Raw genomic sequence first — 16703 nt, forward strand, 5'->3', positions numbered from 1 at the left:
ATCAGGGGCGGGGCCAGAACAGGATAATGCCGATGCCGACGAAGCAGACGACCCCGCCGATGACGTCGAACCGGTCGGGCCGGAAGCCGTCAAAGTACCAGGCCCAGGCAATGGACATGACGATGAAAATGCCGCCGTATACGGCGTAAGTCTTGCCGAAGGAAGTGGGCTGCCAGGTAGCCACCCACCCGTAGAGCATGAGCAGTACGGCCCCCACCGCGCCCATCCAGCCGGGCCGGTCGGCCTTGAGCCACTGCCACATCAGGTAGCCCCCGCCAATTTCGCAGAGGCCGGCGAGCAGGAATACCAGTAAGGGTCGGATGAGGGGGAGCATGGTACAGGACGGGGCTTATTCTTCCTCTTCGGCGTTTTTAAGCTTGCTGAGCAACGAGTACGCGCCTTCGGTCACAAAGCGCAAGGGCTTGCCCTGCTCGGCGGCGTTCAAATGCACTTCGGTATAGCCGTCCTCGCTCACGCCCCGCGTCACGGGCACCATGCGGTAAGTTGCGGTGCCCGCCTTGGCGGCCGAGTCCGCCGCGACAAATACGTAGGCCTGCGCGCCGAACTGCACCACGGCTTTTTCGGGCAGCGTGGGCACGGTCACCCGGTTGGTTTCGATGACAGCCCGCACGAAGGTGCCCGGCAGCAGCTGCTCATCCTCGCGGTCCTGGTGGGCGTGAATGCGCACGGTGCGCTCCGCGCTGATGGTTTTGCTGATGAGGTAGATGTGGGCCGTGCGCTCGCGGCTCACCGAGTCGTTGCCCAGCGTGAAGCGCACCAGCTGGCCTTCCTTGAGCTGGGGCACGTCCTTCTCAAACACGGTGAGCTCGACGTGCAGGTGATCGGGGTTCACAATTTCAAACAGCACGTCGGTGGGCGTCACGCTTTGGCCCACGCTCACGTTCACGGCCTTCACGAACCCGCTTTTCGGGGCCCGCACGCTGGCCGTGCTCACGATGGCGCCGCCCACGGGCAGGCCCGCCAGCCGCAGCCGGGCGGCCTGGGCGCTGCTTTTTACCTGCAGGCCCTGGTACTCGGCCCGGGCGCGCTGGTAGTTTTTCTGGGGCGCTACTTCCTGGCGGTAGAGCTCCGCCTGCCGCTCGTATTCAGCTTGCGCCAGCGTGAGCTGGGTGCGGGTTTCGAGGTAGTCCTGCTGGAGCTGCACGAAGTCGGGGTTGCGGATGACGGCCAGCACCTGGCCCTTGCGCACCCGCGAGCCCTGCAGCAGGTCGGTGCGGTCCACGAACCCGCCCAGCGGGGCGCTGACGGAGGCCAGGTTTTCCGGGGGCACATCGAGCACGCCGTTCACTTTCAGGCCGCCGCTCATCGGGCGCTCGGTGAGGGTGCCCAGCCGCACGCCGCCCATCTGCCGCTCGGCGGCCGTCAGGGTTACGCGGTCCGGGGTGGCCTTTTCCGCCTCGGCCCCGGGCCCGGGAGCAGCAGCCGGTTTCGCCGCCTCGTCCTGCGGTTCTTTTTTCTCCCCACAGCCCGCCAGCAGGCCGAACAGCAGGAGCAGATACATCGGTAATGACTTCATGTTTTGGTGGGTTTCGATGGGTGCCGGGGCACCCTATTGGCCGCCGAGCAGGTATTCCAGCTCGATGATGGTTTGATTGTGTTGCAGCAGCGCGTCGAGGTAGTCGAGGCGCAGGCGGCGGGCCCGCTCCAGGTTTAGCAGGTATTCGGAGTAGCCCGTTTCGCCGGCTTTGTAGGCGATGGTGGACAGGCGGGTGATGACCGTGGCCTGCGGCAGGGCGGTGGTTTCGAAGTAGCGCAGGCGCTGCTGCTGCTCGGCGCGGCGGGCCAGCAGCTCATCCACCTGGCCGGCCGCTTCGGCCCGGTACCGCTCGTAGCCGGCCTGGGCCACCTGCTCCTGCAGGCGGGCGGCCTGCACCCGGGCCTTCTGCGGTCCCCGCCACAGCGGCACGGCCACGCCGGCCTGCACGCCCTGAAAGCGGGCCCCGGGGCCGAAGTAGCGCTCCGTGCCCGCCGCGTCGAGGCGCTGGTAGCCGATGATGCTCTGGTTGAAGTAGCCCACCGTGAACTCGGGCAGGCCCGCGGCCTGCGCCACCCGGGTTTCGGCGCGGCGCTCGGCCACCTGCTGGGCCAGCACCCGGGCCTGGGGGTTGTTGATTTTCAGCAGCGTATCCGCCAGGGCGGGCGCGGTAGAGTCCGCCAGCGTGGCGGCCCCCAGCAGCGCCAGCGGATGCAGCACGCTGTCGGCTACGCTCACGGCGGCGGGCACTTGGAGCAGGGCCTGCAGCTGGCGCTGGGCGACCCGGAAATCCGTGCGGGCCGCCAGCAGCTGGGTGCGGATTTCGCCCTGCTGCACCAATGCGGTGGCGGGTTCGAGACGGGCGGCTTCGCCGGTTTTAAAGCGCAGGTTGGCCGAGCGCAGAAACTCGGTGTAAACGCTGTCCTGCCCGCGCAGCACCCGCAGGCGCTGGCGGGCGTGCACGGCCTGCTCGTAGGTGAGCCGCACCTGCCGGCGCAATTCCGCCTGCACCTGCACCAGCCGGGCCCGCTGGCCGGTAATGCGCGCATCCGCCAGGCCGGCGGCGCTTTGGTACACGCCGGGCAGGGCCACGGACTGCGTGAGCGTGAACTGATTGTCCCGGTTTTGAGAGTTATACTGCCCGTAACTGCCGCTGAGCGTGGTCCGGCCAAAGTCGTAGGCGGTTTTGCGAATGGCCTGCTGCGCTTCCAGGGCCCGCTGCCCGGCCAGCACCGTACCATTGGTTTGCAGCGCCTGAGTAACGGCCTGCGGCGCGGTAAGGGGACCCTGCGCCTGCCCTAAACGGGGCAGCAGCATCAGCAGGAGCAGCAGGGAGGCCACGGGGAGGGCCTTGCCCGATGGAGCGGGTTGCGGGGCGGAGTTCGGCACTTGTTTGCGCTCTGAGAGGGCGTAGAGCACGGGCAGCACCAGCAGGGTGAGCAGGGTGGCCGAAATCAGGCCCCCAATGACGACCGTGGCCAGGGGGCGCTGGACCTCGGCGCCGGCCGATTGAGCCAGGGCCATGGGCAGAAAGCCCAGCGAGGCCACGGTGGCCGTCATCAGCACCGGGCGCAGGCGCACTTCCGTGCCGCGCAGGATGCGCTCCATCAGGTCGGTGACGCCCTCGGCTTTGAGCTGGTTGAAGTAGCCGATGAGCACGATGCCGTTGAGCACGGCCACCCCGAACAGGGCAATGAATCCCACCCCGGCCGAGATGCTGAAGGGCATGCCGCGCAGCCACAGGGCCAGCACCCCGCCGATGGCCGAGAGCGGAATGGCCGTGAAAATGAGCACCGACTGCCGGAGCGAGCGGAAGGTGAAAAACAGCAGCACGAAAATGAGCAGCAGCGCCACCGGCACGGCTACGGCCAGCCGCTCGGTGGCCTGGCGCAGGTTCTCGAACTGGCCGCCGTAGGTGGTGTAGTAGCCCGGCGCGAACCGGAGCTGGCGGTCAATTTTGCCCTGCAGCTCGTGGACCACTGTTTCCACGTCGCGGCCCCGCACGTTGAAGGCCACCGTGATGCGGCGCTTGGCGTCGTCGCGCTGAATCTGGTTGGGGCCTTCGCGCAGCTCCACGCTGGCCACCTGCTCCAGGGGCACCTGCCGGCCATCCGGGGCAGCCACGAACAGGCGGCGCACGCTGTTGATGTCCTTGCGCAAGTCCTGGCGCAGGCGCAGCACCAGGTCGAAGCGGCGCTCCTGCTCGAACACCTGGCCGGCGGTTTCGCCGGCGAAGGCCGTTTGCACGGTGCGGTTCACGTCGGCCACGTTCAGGCCGAACTGGGCGAGGCGGTTGCGGTCGAGCTGCACCACAATCTGGGGCAGGCCGGTGACCTGCTCGATGTAGACGTCCTCGGCCCCCTTGACCTGGCGGGCGAGCCGGCCGGCCTGCTGGGCGTAGTCGGCCAGCTGCTGCAGGTCCTCGCCGTAGATTTTGAGCACCACGTCCTGCTTGGCCCCCGAAATCAGCTCGTTGAAGCGCATCTGAATGGGCTGCTGGAAGCTGAAGGTGACGCCCGGAATCACGCTCACGGCCGCCGCCATCTTATCGGCCAGCTCCTCGCGGGAATGGGCCGAGGTCCACTCCTTCTGGTCCTTGAGGATAATCATCAAATCACCGGCTTCCACCGGCATGGGGTCGGTGGGAATTTCACTGGAGCCGAGCTTGGCCACCACTTCCTTGACCTCGGGAAACTGCTGTTTGAGGATGCCCGCCGCCTGCTGGCTTTTCTCAATGGTGTAGCTCAGCGAGGAGCCCGTGAGCGTGCGCATCTCCACGGCGAAGTCGCCTTCGGTGAGCTGGGGAATGAACTCGCCGCCCAGGGTGCGGAACAGGAAAAAAGCGCCCACCAGCAGGCCCACTGCCGCCGTCAGCACCACCGCCTGGTGCCGGAGCGCGCCCTTGAGCAGGGGGTGGTAGAGCCGGGTGTAGAAGGCCATCATCCGGTCGGAAAAGGTCTTGCCGGATGCCGTGGACCGGCTCAGGGCCAGCGCCGACATCATCGGCACGTAGGTCAGACTCAGGATGAAAGCCCCCAGAATGGCAAAGGCCACGGTTTCGGCCATGGGCCGGAACATCTTGCCCTCGATGCCGGCCAGGGCCAGCAGCGGCAGGTAGACAATGAGGATGATGATTTCCCCGAACGCGGCCGAGGAGCGGATTTTGCTCGCCGCCTGGTAAGTTTCATCGTTCATTTCTTCCGACGTGAGGCGGCCGCCCTCGGCGTGGCCCGGGGCGTGCCCGCCGTGCAGGCGGTGCACGATGGCCTCGACGATGATGACCGCCCCGTCGACAATCAGCCCGAAGTCAATGGCCCCGAGGCTCATCAGGTTGCCCGACACGCCGAACAGGCGCATCATGCTCACGGCAAAGAGCATGGCCAGCGGAATCACCGAGGCCACCACCAGGCCCGCGCGCCAGTTGCCCAGAAACAGGACCAGCACGAAAATCACAATCAGCGCCCCCTCCAGCAGGTTCTTGGTGACCGTGCTAATGGCCCGGTTCACCAGGGCGGAGCGGTCGAGAAAGGGCTCCACCGTCACCCCTTCGGGCAGGGTTTTGCGGATGGTGGCCATGCGCGTCTTCACGGCCTTGATAACCTCGGCGGCGTTGGCGCCCTTGAGCATGAGCACCAGCCCGCCGGTTACTTCGCCCTGGTTGTTCAGCGTCATGGCCCCGTAGCGCACGGCCGCGCCGAAGCGTACCTCGGCCACGTCGCGCACCAGCACGGGCAGGCCCGTGCTGGTGCTGCGGACGACGATGTTGCCGATGTCGGCCGGACTCGTAGCCAGCCCTTCGGTGCGGATGAAGGCGGCGGTGGGGTTCTGGTCGAGGTAGGCCCCGCCGGCGTTCTGGTTGTTGGCGGCCACGGCCTGGTACACCTCGTTGATGGTCACGCCCAGCGAGCGCAGCCGCTCCGGGTCCAGGGCCACCTCGTACTGCTTCAGGTAGCCGCCGAAGGAGCTCACGTCGGCCACGCCGGGCGTGCCCAGCAGCTGGCGGCGCACTATCCAGTCCTGAATGGTGCGCAGCTCGGTGGCGTTGTACTTCTTTTCAAAGCCGGGCTTGGCGCGCACCAGGTACTGGTAAATCTCGCCCAGGCCGGTGGTGACCGGGGCCAGCTCGGGGCGGCCGGTGCCGGCCGGAATCCGGCTTTCGGCTTCCTTGAGCCGCTCGCTGACCTGCTGGCGGGCCCAGTAAATATCAATCTGGTCCTCGAAGACGATGGTGACCACCGAGAGGCCGAAGCGCGAAAAGGAGCGCACTTCCGTCTGGCCGGGAATGGTGGCCATGCTCTGCTCGACGGGAAAGGAGACGAGCCGCTCAATCTCCTGCGCGGCCAGCGAGGGGGCCACCGTGTAGACCACGACCTGGTTGCTGGTGATGTCGGGCAGGGCATCAATCGGCAGGCGTCGGAGCGAGTAGCCGCCCCAGGCCACCAGGGCCAGGGTGAGCAGCCCGATGATGAGCTTGTTGTGAATGGAAAAATGAATCAGCCGGTCGAACATCCGTTGCTGTGGGGGTTAGGTCTAACGCTTCCGTGAAAGCCTGCGGCCCGGTGGCTCCGGCACGAACTGCGGGAGCAACCGGGGTATAACCGATTCAGCGCCAAGCGCTAAATTGCCCGTCACGCACCGCGACGGGCCACCCGGAGAGGGTGGTCAGCAGGAAAAAAGGGGAAGGGTTAGGCCTGGGGCGGCTGCCACACGGACCCGAGTGCCCGCGTCGGGGCGGCCACCACCAGCCGGCCGTGCCGGGGGCTGGTAGCCCACTCCGTGGGCACCGAGTAAGCCATTTGATTGCCCAGCGGTACGGGCATCAGGGCCCCGCCGCAGCAGTGGCACTGGCACAGCGGCGAGCACCAGTCGCCCATCATGTTGCTGCCGCAATCGGAATGAGGAGTGGCCGCAACTGAGGTTTGCCGCTGGTCCTTGCACACGGGTACTTCGTCCGTGCAGGAAAGGCACGAGAGGCAGGCGAAGTAAAAAGCAAAAAACAGGGCCAGGAAGCGCATCAGGGGCAAAGGTAGTAATTCCCGCCAGTGGGTGCTGCTTCTACCGTATAGGTCCGCTAAAGGTTCCTGGCTGGCCGCCTAGTAGTGGCCCGGCCCCGATTACGGTCCTTAACCAACCAGCAGCAAATCTTCCAGCCGGGTGGTGTACTGCGGGGTCCGCCACCGGGCCTGTCCTTCCCAGGGCGCGCGGGTCTGTCCCCGAGGCAACACCAGAGAAGCCAGCTTCACGGTGCCTTTGCCAAAGCGGCGGTTCAGCGCATCCAACTCGGCCATTAGTCGGCTCCGCTTTTCCGAAACGGGCCCGGCTTCAAACAGCGTCAGCTGGGTTTGCCCTTCCGGCTCCAGGCCGTCGAGAATCACCCCCGCTTTGGTGTAGCGGTTGCCCGGCTGCCAGAGGCGCTTGAGCGCCGCCCGCGCAAACCGGACCAGTTCCATGGTGTCGTTGGTGGCCGTGGGCAGCGTTAGTACCGCCGAGCTGGAGTACGGCGGCGCTTCCAGCCCGTAGCGGCTCTTGCTCAGGAAAACTGTGATGAGGTGAGCCGCGTCGCCCTGCCGGCGCAGCTTCTCGGCCGCCCGGGAGGCAAATGCGCTGACGGCGCCGGTGACATCGGGAAAATCCGTCAGCGGCCGCCCGAACGTGCGCGAGCAGCACAGGCTGCGCCGGGAAAGCGTGCCGTCCTCACTCGGGGCCAGCCCCTGGCAGGGAAAGCCCTGCAGCTCCCGCACCAGCCGGGCGCCCACCACCCCGCCCAGGTGCCGGCGCGCAAAAGCCTCGGAGCAGCCGGCCAGCCCCGCCGCGGTGGTGATGCCGGCGGCGTAGAGCTTCTGGGCGTACTGCCGCCCGATGCCCCATACATCTTCCACCGCCACTTGCTCCAACGCGCAGCGGCGGCGCTCGGCCGTGTCGAGGTAGCACACCCCGGCCAGGGCCGGGTTCTTCTTGGCCAGGCGGTTGGCCAGCTTAGCCAGCGTTTTGGTGGGCGCGATACCCACGCAGGTGGGAATGCCGGTGCGGGCCAGCACGTTGGCGCGGATGTCACGGGCAAACGTATCCAGGCTGTCCACCACGAAGGGCTCCATGCCGTGCAGGTCCAGAAAGGCCTCGTCGATGGAGTACACTTCCACCGCGGGCGTTACCTGGCTCAGGTACCACATCACCCGGCGCGACATGTCGCCGTAGAGGGCGTAGTTGCTGGAGAAGACGGCCACGTGGTGCTGCTCCAGCAGGGGCTTGACCTGGAAGTACGGGTCGCCCATCTGCAGGCCCAGGGCCTTGGCTTCGGCGGAGCGGGAGATGATGCAGCCGTCGTTGTTTGAAAGGACCACGACGGGCCGGCCGTCGAGCCGGGGCTGGAAGACCCGCTCGCAGGACACGTAGAAGTTGTTGGCGTCGACTAAGGCATACATGGCTAGTCGCGGGTGCGCAGCAAAGCCGCCAATTTGCCAGGTATCAGCTCGTGAAGCACGTGGGTGACCACCCCCCAGATGCGCACGTCGCCGGCGTCGCGAATCTCCCAGGGCTGGTAGTCGGGGTTCTCCGGCTTGAGCCACCAGGTGCCGTGCACGCAGACCAGGCGCTTGACGGTGCACTCCCCATCCACGACGGCCACCACGATGTGGTTGTGGTCGGCTTCCAGCTGCTTGTCCACGGCCAGCAGGTCGCCTTCGTGAATCTCGGCGTTTTTCATGCTCTCCCCGCTCACCCGCACCAGGTACGTGGCGTCCGGGTGACGCAGCAGCAGGCGGTTCAAATCGAAGAGCTCATCGGTATAGTCCGATGCCGGCGAGGGAAAGCCGGCGGATACCGAACAGCTGAAAAGCGGTAGTAAAAACGGGGTCTGGGAGTCATGGACGGGGATTAGTTCGACGTTGCGCATGGGTGGTATAGAGTAGGCGTACCCACAATGATACGCGCTACTAATAAAATTAGTAACAAGAAAGCTAAAAATAGTAGTCAAACTTGACGCCGGGTCAGGCCTGCCGGGCCAGGCGCAACCGTCACCAGCCCGCCGCGCCCCGACGCCCGCCTGCCCAATAACAGGCCCGCGTCGGGGCACCCATTCGCTTATAAAAAGTGGTTTTTCAACTCCTCAGGCTTGAAGCTGACCAGTTGAAAAGAGTGGTTGATTTAACCCGCTCCCGGAGGGGGCAGTGGGGAAAGAAGGCTGAATGAAAAGAGCAAAATGATATAAAATAAAGAGCAAAAAGTAAACTATGGGAGGGCTTTTTTCGTTTAATAGGTATAACAAACGCTCACAAAAACAGCGCTTTACTATGAAAAAGACCCGCAAGTCCGCCACCCGCACAACGGCCACCGCCGCCCCTACCCGCCCCGATGTGTACCAGATTGTAACCGACCGCATTGTGGCGGCGCTGGAAGGCGGCGTGATTCCGTGGCGCAAGCCGTGGAACGCGGTGTATGGCCTGCCCCGCAACTACGCCACGGGTGCCGCATACTCGGGTATCAACGCCTTTCTGCTGCACTTCAGCGGCGCCCTGCCCTTTTTCCTGACCTTCAAACAGGCGCTGGCGTTGGGGGGCAATGTGCGCAAGGGCGCCAAGGGGCATCCGGTCGTGTACTACAACGTGTCGGTGCGCGAGAACGAGCAAACCGGCAAAGAGGAAAAGCTGCCCTTCCTGAAGTACTACACCGTGTTTTCGGTGGAAGACATTGAGGGCATCGAGTTTGACCTGCCCGCCGTGGAGCGCCACGACCACACCCCTATTGAGGCGGCCGAAGCCATTGTGTGCCGCTGGGAGGGGCGCCCCGCCATTGAGCACCGGCACCAGCGGGCCTACTACTCCCCGTCGCTGGACGTGGTCAACATGCCCGCCCGGGATACCTTCACCACGGGCGAAGGCTACTACGCCACGCTGTTTCACGAGCTGACCCACAGCACCGGCCACGCTTCCCGGCTCGACCGCCCGGACCTGACCGCCGGCGAAGGCAAGCTTTCGGCCAGCTACGCCCGTGAGGAGCTGACGGCGGAGATGGGCGCTTCCTTCCTGTGCGCCGCCGCCGGCCTCGATACCGCGCAGACCGAGACCAATGCCGTGGCCTATATCCAGACGTGGCTGGAGCGCCTCAAAAACGATAAAAAGCTGGTGCTGCAAGCCGCCAGCAAGGCCCAGCGCGCCGCCAAGCTGATTCTGGAAGTCGCAGAAGCGGGCGAAGCAGCCCCCGCCCCCGCGCCGGCCCGGGTGCTGGAATTCGCGCAGGCCGAGGACGAGGTCAGCCGGCAGTACCGGGACGCCGAACTCAGCTGGCTGGCCGCGGCCTGAGTTCCGCCAAGGGCAGCCGCTGCCGGCGGCTGCCCCTCCGGCCGGCTCCTTACCTGCTCATCACTACCCTTTCATTACTTCCCCACCGCCCCATGAATGCAGCCGAAGCCCCCGTTTTCGGGGACCCCGATTGGAACCAGTACCGCGCCCGGGTTGCCGCCGCGCTGACCGACGTGGAAGCCGACATGCAGCAGCGCGGCTACGGCCTCAACAACGAAGGCCTGACGCTGGAAGTAGCCGGGCGCCTGCAGCTGGGCGTGGCCACAGTTGATGACTTTCAGGTCCTCGAAGCCCTGGTAAAGTCCTTGCGGCCCATTGCGCGCGAGGCGGTTCGCACCACCCGTGAAAACCAGGGCGGCCAGTATAGCCTGCTTTTGCTTTAAACCTTACTACACCCCCTCCCGATAAATACTCCCCACCAGCTAACCATCGGCGACGCCGTGCTTTATCCCCGCGAGCAGGCCGTGGACCTCATCTACGAGGTGTACGAGCGGGGCCCGGGAAGCGGCCGGGGGTGCAGGTGCTGCTCAGCCGGGGCGGGCGCGACCTGAGCGGCTTTAGTCCCGAGGAGGCTGACCAGTTCCTGCAGCCTCTGGGCCCTACCGGGCTTGCTTACGAATTCACCCACGTCGGCCAGCTGCACGCTGACTACCACCGCGGCCGGTTGGCCCAGGCTTTTGCCACGGCCCGGCTGCTGGCCGGCTTCCGGGACATTCGCTACCTGCACGCGCGCTGAGTAGCACCTCCTTTTTGGCTTCCCTCCACCCCCCTACCCTACTCTCATGACTCAGTTCCTGAAATCAGCTCCCTTGGCTAATCCCTTCCCGCCTCAGCAGGCCTACCTGGCCATTGAGCAGAAACCCGCTGACGCCGCTGAAAAGCGCCGCCTGGAGGCCTTGCGCCGGCACGTGCAGGCCCACACCCACACCGCCGATTTGCGCGGGCTGGCGGGGGCAGTGAAGAAATTGCTGGGTGCCAGTTACGAGGTCGGCTGCGGCAGCGCCCACGTCTGGGTACTGCGCGCCGGCGAAACCGAGCGCCTGGCCATCGTGGCCGACCGGCTGACGACTGCCTACCGGGATTGGTTTGAGCCCTCGCTGGAGCAGCCGCCCGCAACCAGCCGGAACCCGCACCGGCGCCTGGCAATTCCAGGGGCACCGACGACGCCGACCGCCAGCCCATCCTGAGGGCAGGCTCCCGCACCGGATGGCCCGGCAGGCACCCATGTTTGCCGTGGACGAACGGCTATCCATTCCGGGCGCAACAGCTGAGCCAGGCTGTTGCGCTTTTGGGGTCTAGTGAGGGCTGGGCAGTGGGGTAAAGAAAGCTGAATGAAAAGAGCAAAAAGGTATTAAATATAGCGCAAAAAGAGAACTACGGGAGGCGTTAATTCGTTTATAATACAGAAGCAACCAGCAATAAATCAGCTCTGTATCATGGAAAAAGCCCCTCGCTCAACTCGCCCGCAAGCCCTGCTCTTTAGTCTGCACAACACGGAACTGGTAAAGCCCGAGGGAGCCAATTTCCCCCTGCCTCCCCGCCTGTTTCTGCGCACCCGCGCCGGCCAGCCCACCCAGATTGTGGCCCTGTGTGGCACCACCGGCAACCTCTTCCCTCCCACGACCTACGACCGCAGCCCGCTGCAGGTAGTGGGCGCGCTGGAATACCCTTCGCGGGAGGCGCTGGGAGAATACTTCCGGAGCCAGCACGCCGCGATGCTCCCCGCCGAGGGCGCCGCCATGCTGTTGGGCGTGGACGGCAGCGTGCGCGAGGTGCGCCCGGAGAAGGGCCGCAAAACCTTTCAGCTAGCCCAGCTTTGCGCGGCGCTGGAGGCGAGTTACATCGACGTGCATTGCCCGCAGCACGGGCCCTACGAAGGGTATATCCTCGTTTTTGATGACGAAGGCAAAGACCGCCGCCGGCCCATCAACCCGCTGGCCACGGCCGCCTGGTTTGAGACCTACCCGCTCGACCAGTACTCCCCCGTGGATGTGGTGGCCGGCCCGGTGCTGCTGATGAAGTCCAACCTGATGCGCTAACCCCGCCCGCGCTCAGCCGCTCCGCCAGGACCCGGGGCGGCTGAACTCGCGGCCGGCCTCACTTTACCCGCTCACTCATGCCCGCAGTATCCCAGTTGCCCGGCGCTCCGGAAGTGGAGGCACTCCGCGCCGAGCTGCGCTGCATTTTGCAGCACCCTGCCATCACCCCGGCCCGCCGGCAATCCGCCGAGCAGTACATCAGCAGGTGCACGGCCGCGGGGCAGTTGCGGCAGTGGCTGGCGCTGGTTGTAGCCGAGTGCGCGAGTTGGGAAGAGCAGACTCTGGCCACGGAAGCAGCCCAGGGCGGCGGCGGCCATCGGTTGCTGCTGCGGGGCGAGGACTTGTGTCAGTGGTAATGGTCAGTAGCAGTAGCAATGGCATTGCGAAAGCCCAGCCGGCTTGATTTTCTAAAAATGGCTAAGCTGGTTTTTCAGCTACGACGTAAAGAGCATACCTTACGCGCTTTATTCTGTGCCTTTTTTAGCTTTTTCTGATGTCGAAAGTTTCTGCCCTTACCGTCGCTTTTACCGAGCCGCTGACCAGTCCTCCCCGGGTACACCACCCCGGCACCTTGGCGGAATTGCTCGAAGTAGCCGGCACCCGCAAGCGCATCGTGGCGGCCTGGGGAGTATCGGCCCGTACCTACGACACCCGCAAGCTCCGCCCGGGCACGTGCACCGTGGAGGAGTTGCAGCAGCTGGCGCGGGTGCTCCAGGTGTCCGAAGAGGAGTTGTTTGCTATAGTTCGCAACGAAGCCAATCACTCAGCGGCGTCCGCAACGGAATAGCACCAGGCACTGCGCAGGCCGGTTTAGGCCTCCTGTCGTTGTACGGGTAAGAAGGAAGTATAATGAAATCTGGTGCGGAATGTGTGGCACCGCGACAAGGTGAAGTCTTTAAGAGCAGGTCACCGGGTAGTTTTTGGACTAGCTGCGCGTTAAAGCGGGTGAGAAAACCCTGGGTATCCGCATGAGAATAAGGTTCAACAAGATAAATGCGTCCGTCCGGCGGGAAGTGCTCTTCAATCAGCCCATTGATTTTTAAATCAGCGCCACCGTATCCGGCCTTTTTATAGCAGCAAGGGGCTTTTGCAGTGGCGTTGGCCGGGAAAGCCCGGACTACTTTCCACCATAGCCGGATACTTCTGGTAAACCGTCCGGTTTATCCGGGTAATTACCCCGAAGAGCGGCTCCCCGCCCGGGGCCGTAGTTCGCTCTTTTGTTCGGTTCTTGGGGCGCTTCTGCTTTCCCTCCCTGTCCATGACTTTTGTTGCTGGTAACACCGACCCCAAACCCGAGCTGTCCGCGCGCGCCCAACACGATGTGGCCTGCATTCAAGCCGCGCTGGCCGGCCAGGCCAACGCCTACGAAGCCTTGCTGGACAGGTACCGCCGGTCCGTGTACCACGTGGTGTTGAAAATGGTGCACGACCCCGACGACGCCGACGACCTCACCCTTGAAGTGTTTGCCAAGGCCTTTCGTTCCCTGGCCTGCTACCGGCCGGAGTACGCCTTCAGCACCTGGCTGTTTCGCATCGCCAGCAACCACAGCATCGACTTTGTTCGTCGCAAAAAGCTTCACACCCAATCCATTCATCAGGAAGTATCCACGGGAACCAGCGAAGGCTTCTTCCTGGAAGTACCCGCCCAGGACCCCGACCCCCAGGAGGCCTACATCCGGCAGCAGCGGAAGGAGCTGGTGCAGGCCCTGGTGGAACGGCTGCCGCCCAAGTACCGGCAGCTCGTACGCCTGCGCTATTTCGAGGAACGCAGCTACGATGAAATTGCCACCGAAACCCAAGCCCCGTTGGGCACCGTCAAAGCGCAGCTGTTTCGGGCCCGCGAGCTGTTGTTCGAGTTGGCGAAGGGCCGGGCGGCCGCGCTGTAAGGGCGTCGGGACTTAGAGCAGGGCGCCGTGTACGTACCGCAGCAGCTCTTCCACGTCGGTGACCGGGCCCTGGTAATGCACCTCCGGCGCGAAAATGTCCCCGGTCGCAATTTCCACCACGTCAGAGGCCGTCGGCAAGTAGACGCGGACGGTTTTTCGCCCGGACAGCAGCACGTACAGGTCACCCTTGCCGTAGCGGGTTCCTTGAGGCAGGTAATCGGCGTAAACGAAGCCCGCGGCTTCCAGTTCCTGTCGCGTCATGGGGTATTAATTCGGCAGCGGACTGCCAAGGCTGTTATTCTTATTCCTTATTACCGGCCCACAAGGTGCTGAGCTGCTGTTCGGCTTTGTCGTAGAGCCGCTGCAGCACCTTGTGCTTACGCTGCAGGGCCAGGTAGCGTCGCTGCGCGGCCACGGCCAAGCCGCTGGACACGACGAAAAGCACCCCCAGAATTGCCTCCAGCCACGTCATATAGTCGTCAATTAACCGGCTTGCCCTAAATAGACGAAGGAGAACCGCCCAGCGGGGCCGTTCTCCTTCTACTGCTACAAAAGTGGCAACCCACTGCCCAGCAGGTACCCAAAGATAGAAGAAGAAGCCCAAAGGCCGCAACTTTTCCCAGGGCCCGGGGGTACACCGCCCATCGGCTCCCATCAGGAGCCTTCACCCGGTCCGTTGCCATGAGTTTTTGCGTGTTGTTTGGTTTGCTGTTCTGCTGCCTGGCCTGTTTTCGGGAGGGAGTCTGGACGAAATACACCCCGCAGGACGTGGCCCGCTGGAAGGCCCAGGCCGACCCGGGCCGGAGGGAGCCGATGCCTTCCCGACCGGTGCTGGCCAGCACATTGGTTTCCGTTTCGGGGGAGTTGCTGGCGCATACCGCCCACTCTCCCCGCCCCGAGCCGGTGGTAGCGCCCGCCTGGCAGGAAGTGGCGTAAGGCAACCGGCTAAGCGGGCTGGCGCAGGGTGTGCAGTAGGGCGCGCAGCTGCTGTTCGGTGTGCAACGTGTCGCAGTGCACCAGGCGTCCCTGGTCGTAGGAGACAAAAAACGGCGCATTCTGCTGCAAGGCCTGCTTGGCAACCGGGGTCTGGTCGGCATCCAAGCGCAAAAACGCAATGCCCGCGTACGCTTTATACGTCGCAAACAGCTCGAATACGGGCCGCAGCTGCTCGCTGGTCGCGCAGTGGTCGGCCGTGAACATGACCAGGTCCACTAATTCAGGTTATGGGAACGGTAGTCGGTTTAGTCAGCGGCTTATCGTAACCCACAGATTTTCAAAAATAGCCCACCGGGATTCTTGGTCGCCTTGACCTTGTCGGTTTTGAGCTGATAGGTAAACTTGAACAGCTGGTCCAGGTGCTTCGGGTCGCCCAAGATGGTGGCCACCAGCTGGGGCTGGGTGATGCCCAGCTGTTCCAGGCTTTGCCGGGCCGCGTTGGCCCGGGCATCCTCCGAAGGTTGCTCGAAGGGAATGGGCAGCTGCTGGGGCTGCTGGCGGGCAATGGTGAAACGTACCGCGTCGTAGGCCCTGCCCTTCTTGACCAGTTCGTAGTTAATCTTGAGGTCGGTGTGCTCGCTGACCTGGCGCACGGCGATGTCGAGCACGCGGGCCTTGAGCTGGCTGATGTTCTGAAACAGCTCCGGCTCCTTGCCCTTGGGGTCCTTCAGGTGCAGCATCTGCTTGAACTCGTCCAGCGGGTAGGTGCGCGTCGAGGTCTTGTCCTTCCACTGGCTTACCAGCTGGTAGATGCGCTTGGCGTACTTGCTGCTCAGCTTCAGGGCCGAGTGCAGCTGGTAGGAGGTGAAGTTCTCCTTGAGGTTGAACAGGAAGGGCCGGATGGGCGCCGCCAGCTGAATCTGCAGGCAGCCCTTGCCCTTGATGTACTCCACCCGCTGAAACATCCACAGCTGCTGGTAGGTGCGCTCGTTTTCCACCTCGAACATGCGCGAGCCCATATCTGCCGTCGCTTCGCGCAGCTGCTGGTAGTTCCACTGCCGCCCGGTCAGCGCCTCCACGTCCTTCACGTAGATGGTGTACTCCTGGTCCGCCGTGTCGTCCCGGCGCAGCCGGGAGAGCAGGTAAAAGAAGATGTCCAGCTGGCAGGCCGTGTAGTCGTAGCGGGCCTGGGTGATGGCATTGTGCTGGCGGACGACCGGGACCGGAGCAGGCTCAACTAGGACAACGGCGGTATCTTCGGGCTTCATAGACTAGGACATAAGGCGGCGGGATGAAGCAAATGTAATGAGCCGGTAGCTAAAAAACCACAGTGGTAGTTGGGCGTGGTTTTTCACTTATAAAACGTGGTGGCTAGACTTATAAAACGTGAGAGTTCACTTATAAAACGTGGTAATAAAAGGTATAAAAAGTGGTTTTTCGCTTATAAAAAGTGGTTTTATACCTTTATATACTATTGATTATCAGGTACTTGTGAGCCCTACAAATAGACAAGGATTAACAAATAAATTCACAAAGGTTGTTGATGCGCATTCGGAATAGCTTTTAGGGTGGTGGTTCAAACCACGGGCCAGAACAAACAAGAAAACAACAAAAAAACAGATTGACCTAACGACCACAGGGATTGCACTTTTCTAAGTAGCGGCAGTATATTACCCGCTTAAAACCACGTTTTATAAGTAGCTCCAGTTACTGCTGAGCCTCGGGCTGCTCATGCGCTTGCACCACTTTTTATAAGTCATTCCGGCTTTTTTCAAGGAGTAATTATTAATTACTAACTTTATACTAACTTCTAACTAACAACGAATTACCACGTTTTATAAGTCGCCTGAGCCCTCAGAGGAGCCAACTAGCACGTTTTATAAGCGAAACCTCAGCGCAGCAACTACAGTAAAGCTTCGATTTTGCCCTCCCAAAACGCCCTATTGAGCATGTTGGTAAGGTTTATTGAATTTTTCAGCTTCGGGTAATGAGTTACGGGCTGAACTGCTTCCAATAGAAGCTTCGGCAACCTTGCTTATAAAATGTGAGAG

19 protein-coding genes are annotated in these 16703 nt (G+C 63.2%); 8 read left to right on the forward strand and 11 right to left on the reverse strand.

Annotated features, from left to right (window positions below; all coding sequences use genetic code 11):
• Position 1 precedes the first annotated feature (1 nt).
• The 6 genes from H9I52_RS20705 to H9I52_RS20730 form a co-directional block, all read right to left on the reverse strand.
• Positions 2-334: a YnfA family protein gene (locus H9I52_RS20705; RefSeq protein WP_187455440.1), complete on the reverse strand. Its 333-nt coding sequence runs from the start codon at positions 332-334 to the stop codon at positions 2-4.
• A 15-nt stretch (positions 335-349) separates the two neighbouring features.
• A complete protein-coding gene (locus H9I52_RS20710) occupies positions 350-1537 on the reverse strand; it encodes an efflux RND transporter periplasmic adaptor subunit (RefSeq protein WP_187455441.1) in 1188 nt (395 codons plus the stop codon).
• A 33-nt stretch (positions 1538-1570) separates the two neighbouring features.
• On the reverse strand, positions 1571-6004 hold the full coding sequence (locus H9I52_RS20715) for a CusA/CzcA family heavy metal efflux RND transporter (protein WP_187455442.1): 4434 nt from the start codon (positions 6002-6004) through the stop codon (positions 1571-1573).
• A gap of 176 nt (positions 6005-6180) precedes the next feature.
• Positions 6181-6510, reverse strand: coding sequence for a DUF6660 family protein (locus H9I52_RS20720; protein WP_187455443.1), 330 nt, complete (start codon positions 6508-6510; stop codon positions 6181-6183).
• A gap of 108 nt (positions 6511-6618) precedes the next feature.
• Positions 6619-7917, reverse strand: a complete 1299-nt coding sequence (locus H9I52_RS20725; protein WP_187455444.1) for a Y-family DNA polymerase — start codon at positions 7915-7917, stop codon at positions 6619-6621.
• 2 nt (positions 7918-7919) lie between these two features.
• Positions 7920-8387, reverse strand: a complete 468-nt coding sequence (locus H9I52_RS20730; RefSeq protein WP_187455491.1) for a LexA family protein — start codon at positions 8385-8387, stop codon at positions 7920-7922.
• A 397-nt stretch (positions 8388-8784) separates the two neighbouring features.
• Here H9I52_RS20730 and H9I52_RS20735 point away from each other — a divergent pair, with 397 nt between their 5' ends.
• Positions 8785-9792 carry an ArdC family protein gene (locus tag H9I52_RS20735; RefSeq protein WP_187455445.1) on the forward strand — a complete coding sequence of 336 codons (1008 nt, stop codon included), beginning with the start codon at positions 8785-8787 and terminating at the stop codon, positions 9790-9792.
• A gap of 92 nt (positions 9793-9884) precedes the next feature.
• Positions 9885-10175 carry a hypothetical protein gene (locus H9I52_RS20740; RefSeq protein ID WP_187455446.1) on the forward strand — a complete coding sequence of 97 codons (291 nt, stop codon included), beginning with the start codon at positions 9885-9887 and terminating at the stop codon, positions 10173-10175.
• A 92-nt stretch (positions 10176-10267) separates the two neighbouring features.
• Here H9I52_RS20740 and H9I52_RS20745 read toward each other — a convergent pair whose 3' ends face one another.
• Positions 10268-10519 carry a hypothetical protein gene (locus H9I52_RS20745; RefSeq protein ID WP_187455447.1) on the reverse strand — a complete coding sequence of 84 codons (252 nt, stop codon included), beginning with the start codon at positions 10517-10519 and terminating at the stop codon, positions 10268-10270.
• A 55-nt stretch (positions 10520-10574) separates the two neighbouring features.
• Between H9I52_RS20745 and H9I52_RS20750 the strand changes: the two genes are divergently transcribed.
• The 5 genes from H9I52_RS20750 to H9I52_RS20770 all read left to right on the forward strand — a co-directional run bounded on the left by H9I52_RS20750 (position 10575) and on the right by H9I52_RS20770 (position 13716).
• Positions 10575-10979 (forward strand): hypothetical protein, encoded by a 405-nt coding sequence (locus H9I52_RS20750; protein ID WP_187455448.1) that lies wholly within the window; start codon positions 10575-10577, stop codon positions 10977-10979.
• A 249-nt stretch (positions 10980-11228) separates the two neighbouring features.
• Positions 11229-11831 (forward strand): hypothetical protein, encoded by a 603-nt coding sequence (locus H9I52_RS20755; RefSeq protein ID WP_187455449.1) that lies wholly within the window; start codon positions 11229-11231, stop codon positions 11829-11831.
• A 77-nt stretch (positions 11832-11908) separates the two neighbouring features.
• Positions 11909-12187: a hypothetical protein gene (locus H9I52_RS20760; RefSeq protein ID WP_187455450.1), complete on the forward strand. Its 279-nt coding sequence runs from the start codon at positions 11909-11911 to the stop codon at positions 12185-12187.
• 137 nt (positions 12188-12324) lie between these two features.
• Positions 12325-12618: a hypothetical protein gene (locus H9I52_RS20765; RefSeq protein WP_187455451.1), complete on the forward strand. Its 294-nt coding sequence runs from the start codon at positions 12325-12327 to the stop codon at positions 12616-12618.
• Between the two features lie 471 nt (positions 12619-13089).
• Positions 13090-13716, forward strand: coding sequence for an RNA polymerase sigma factor (locus H9I52_RS20770; protein ID WP_187455452.1), 627 nt, complete (start codon positions 13090-13092; stop codon positions 13714-13716).
• Positions 13717-13728: 12 nt separating this feature from the next.
• Here the strand turns inward: H9I52_RS20770 and H9I52_RS20775 are convergent, their stop codons facing one another.
• Entirely contained in the window at positions 13729-13977 is a 249-nt protein-coding gene (locus H9I52_RS20775) for a hypothetical protein (protein ID WP_187455453.1), read from the reverse strand.
• A 40-nt stretch (positions 13978-14017) separates the two neighbouring features.
• Entirely contained in the window at positions 14018-14188 is a 171-nt protein-coding gene (locus tag H9I52_RS20780; RefSeq protein WP_187455454.1) for a hypothetical protein, read from the reverse strand.
• A gap of 209 nt (positions 14189-14397) precedes the next feature.
• Here H9I52_RS20780 and H9I52_RS20785 point away from each other — a divergent pair, with 209 nt between their 5' ends.
• On the forward strand, positions 14398-14652 hold the full coding sequence (locus H9I52_RS20785) for a hypothetical protein (RefSeq protein ID WP_187455455.1): 255 nt from the start codon (positions 14398-14400) through the stop codon (positions 14650-14652).
• 9 nt (positions 14653-14661) lie between these two features.
• On the opposite strand, the gene H9I52_RS20790 is transcribed toward H9I52_RS20785, so the two are convergent.
• Entirely contained in the window at positions 14662-14928 is a 267-nt protein-coding gene (locus H9I52_RS20790) for a thioredoxin family protein (RefSeq protein ID WP_187455456.1), read from the reverse strand.
• A 41-nt stretch (positions 14929-14969) separates the two neighbouring features.
• Positions 14970-15920 (reverse strand): replication initiation protein, encoded by a 951-nt coding sequence (locus H9I52_RS20795; protein ID WP_187455457.1) that lies wholly within the window; start codon positions 15918-15920, stop codon positions 14970-14972.
• Positions 15921-16703: the final 783 nt, after the last annotated feature.

Origin of the sequence: Hymenobacter sp. BT491, from assembly GCF_014349165.1 — a bacterium.
GTDB classification, from domain to species: Bacteria; Bacteroidota; Bacteroidia; order Cytophagales; family Hymenobacteraceae; genus Hymenobacter; species Hymenobacter jejuensis.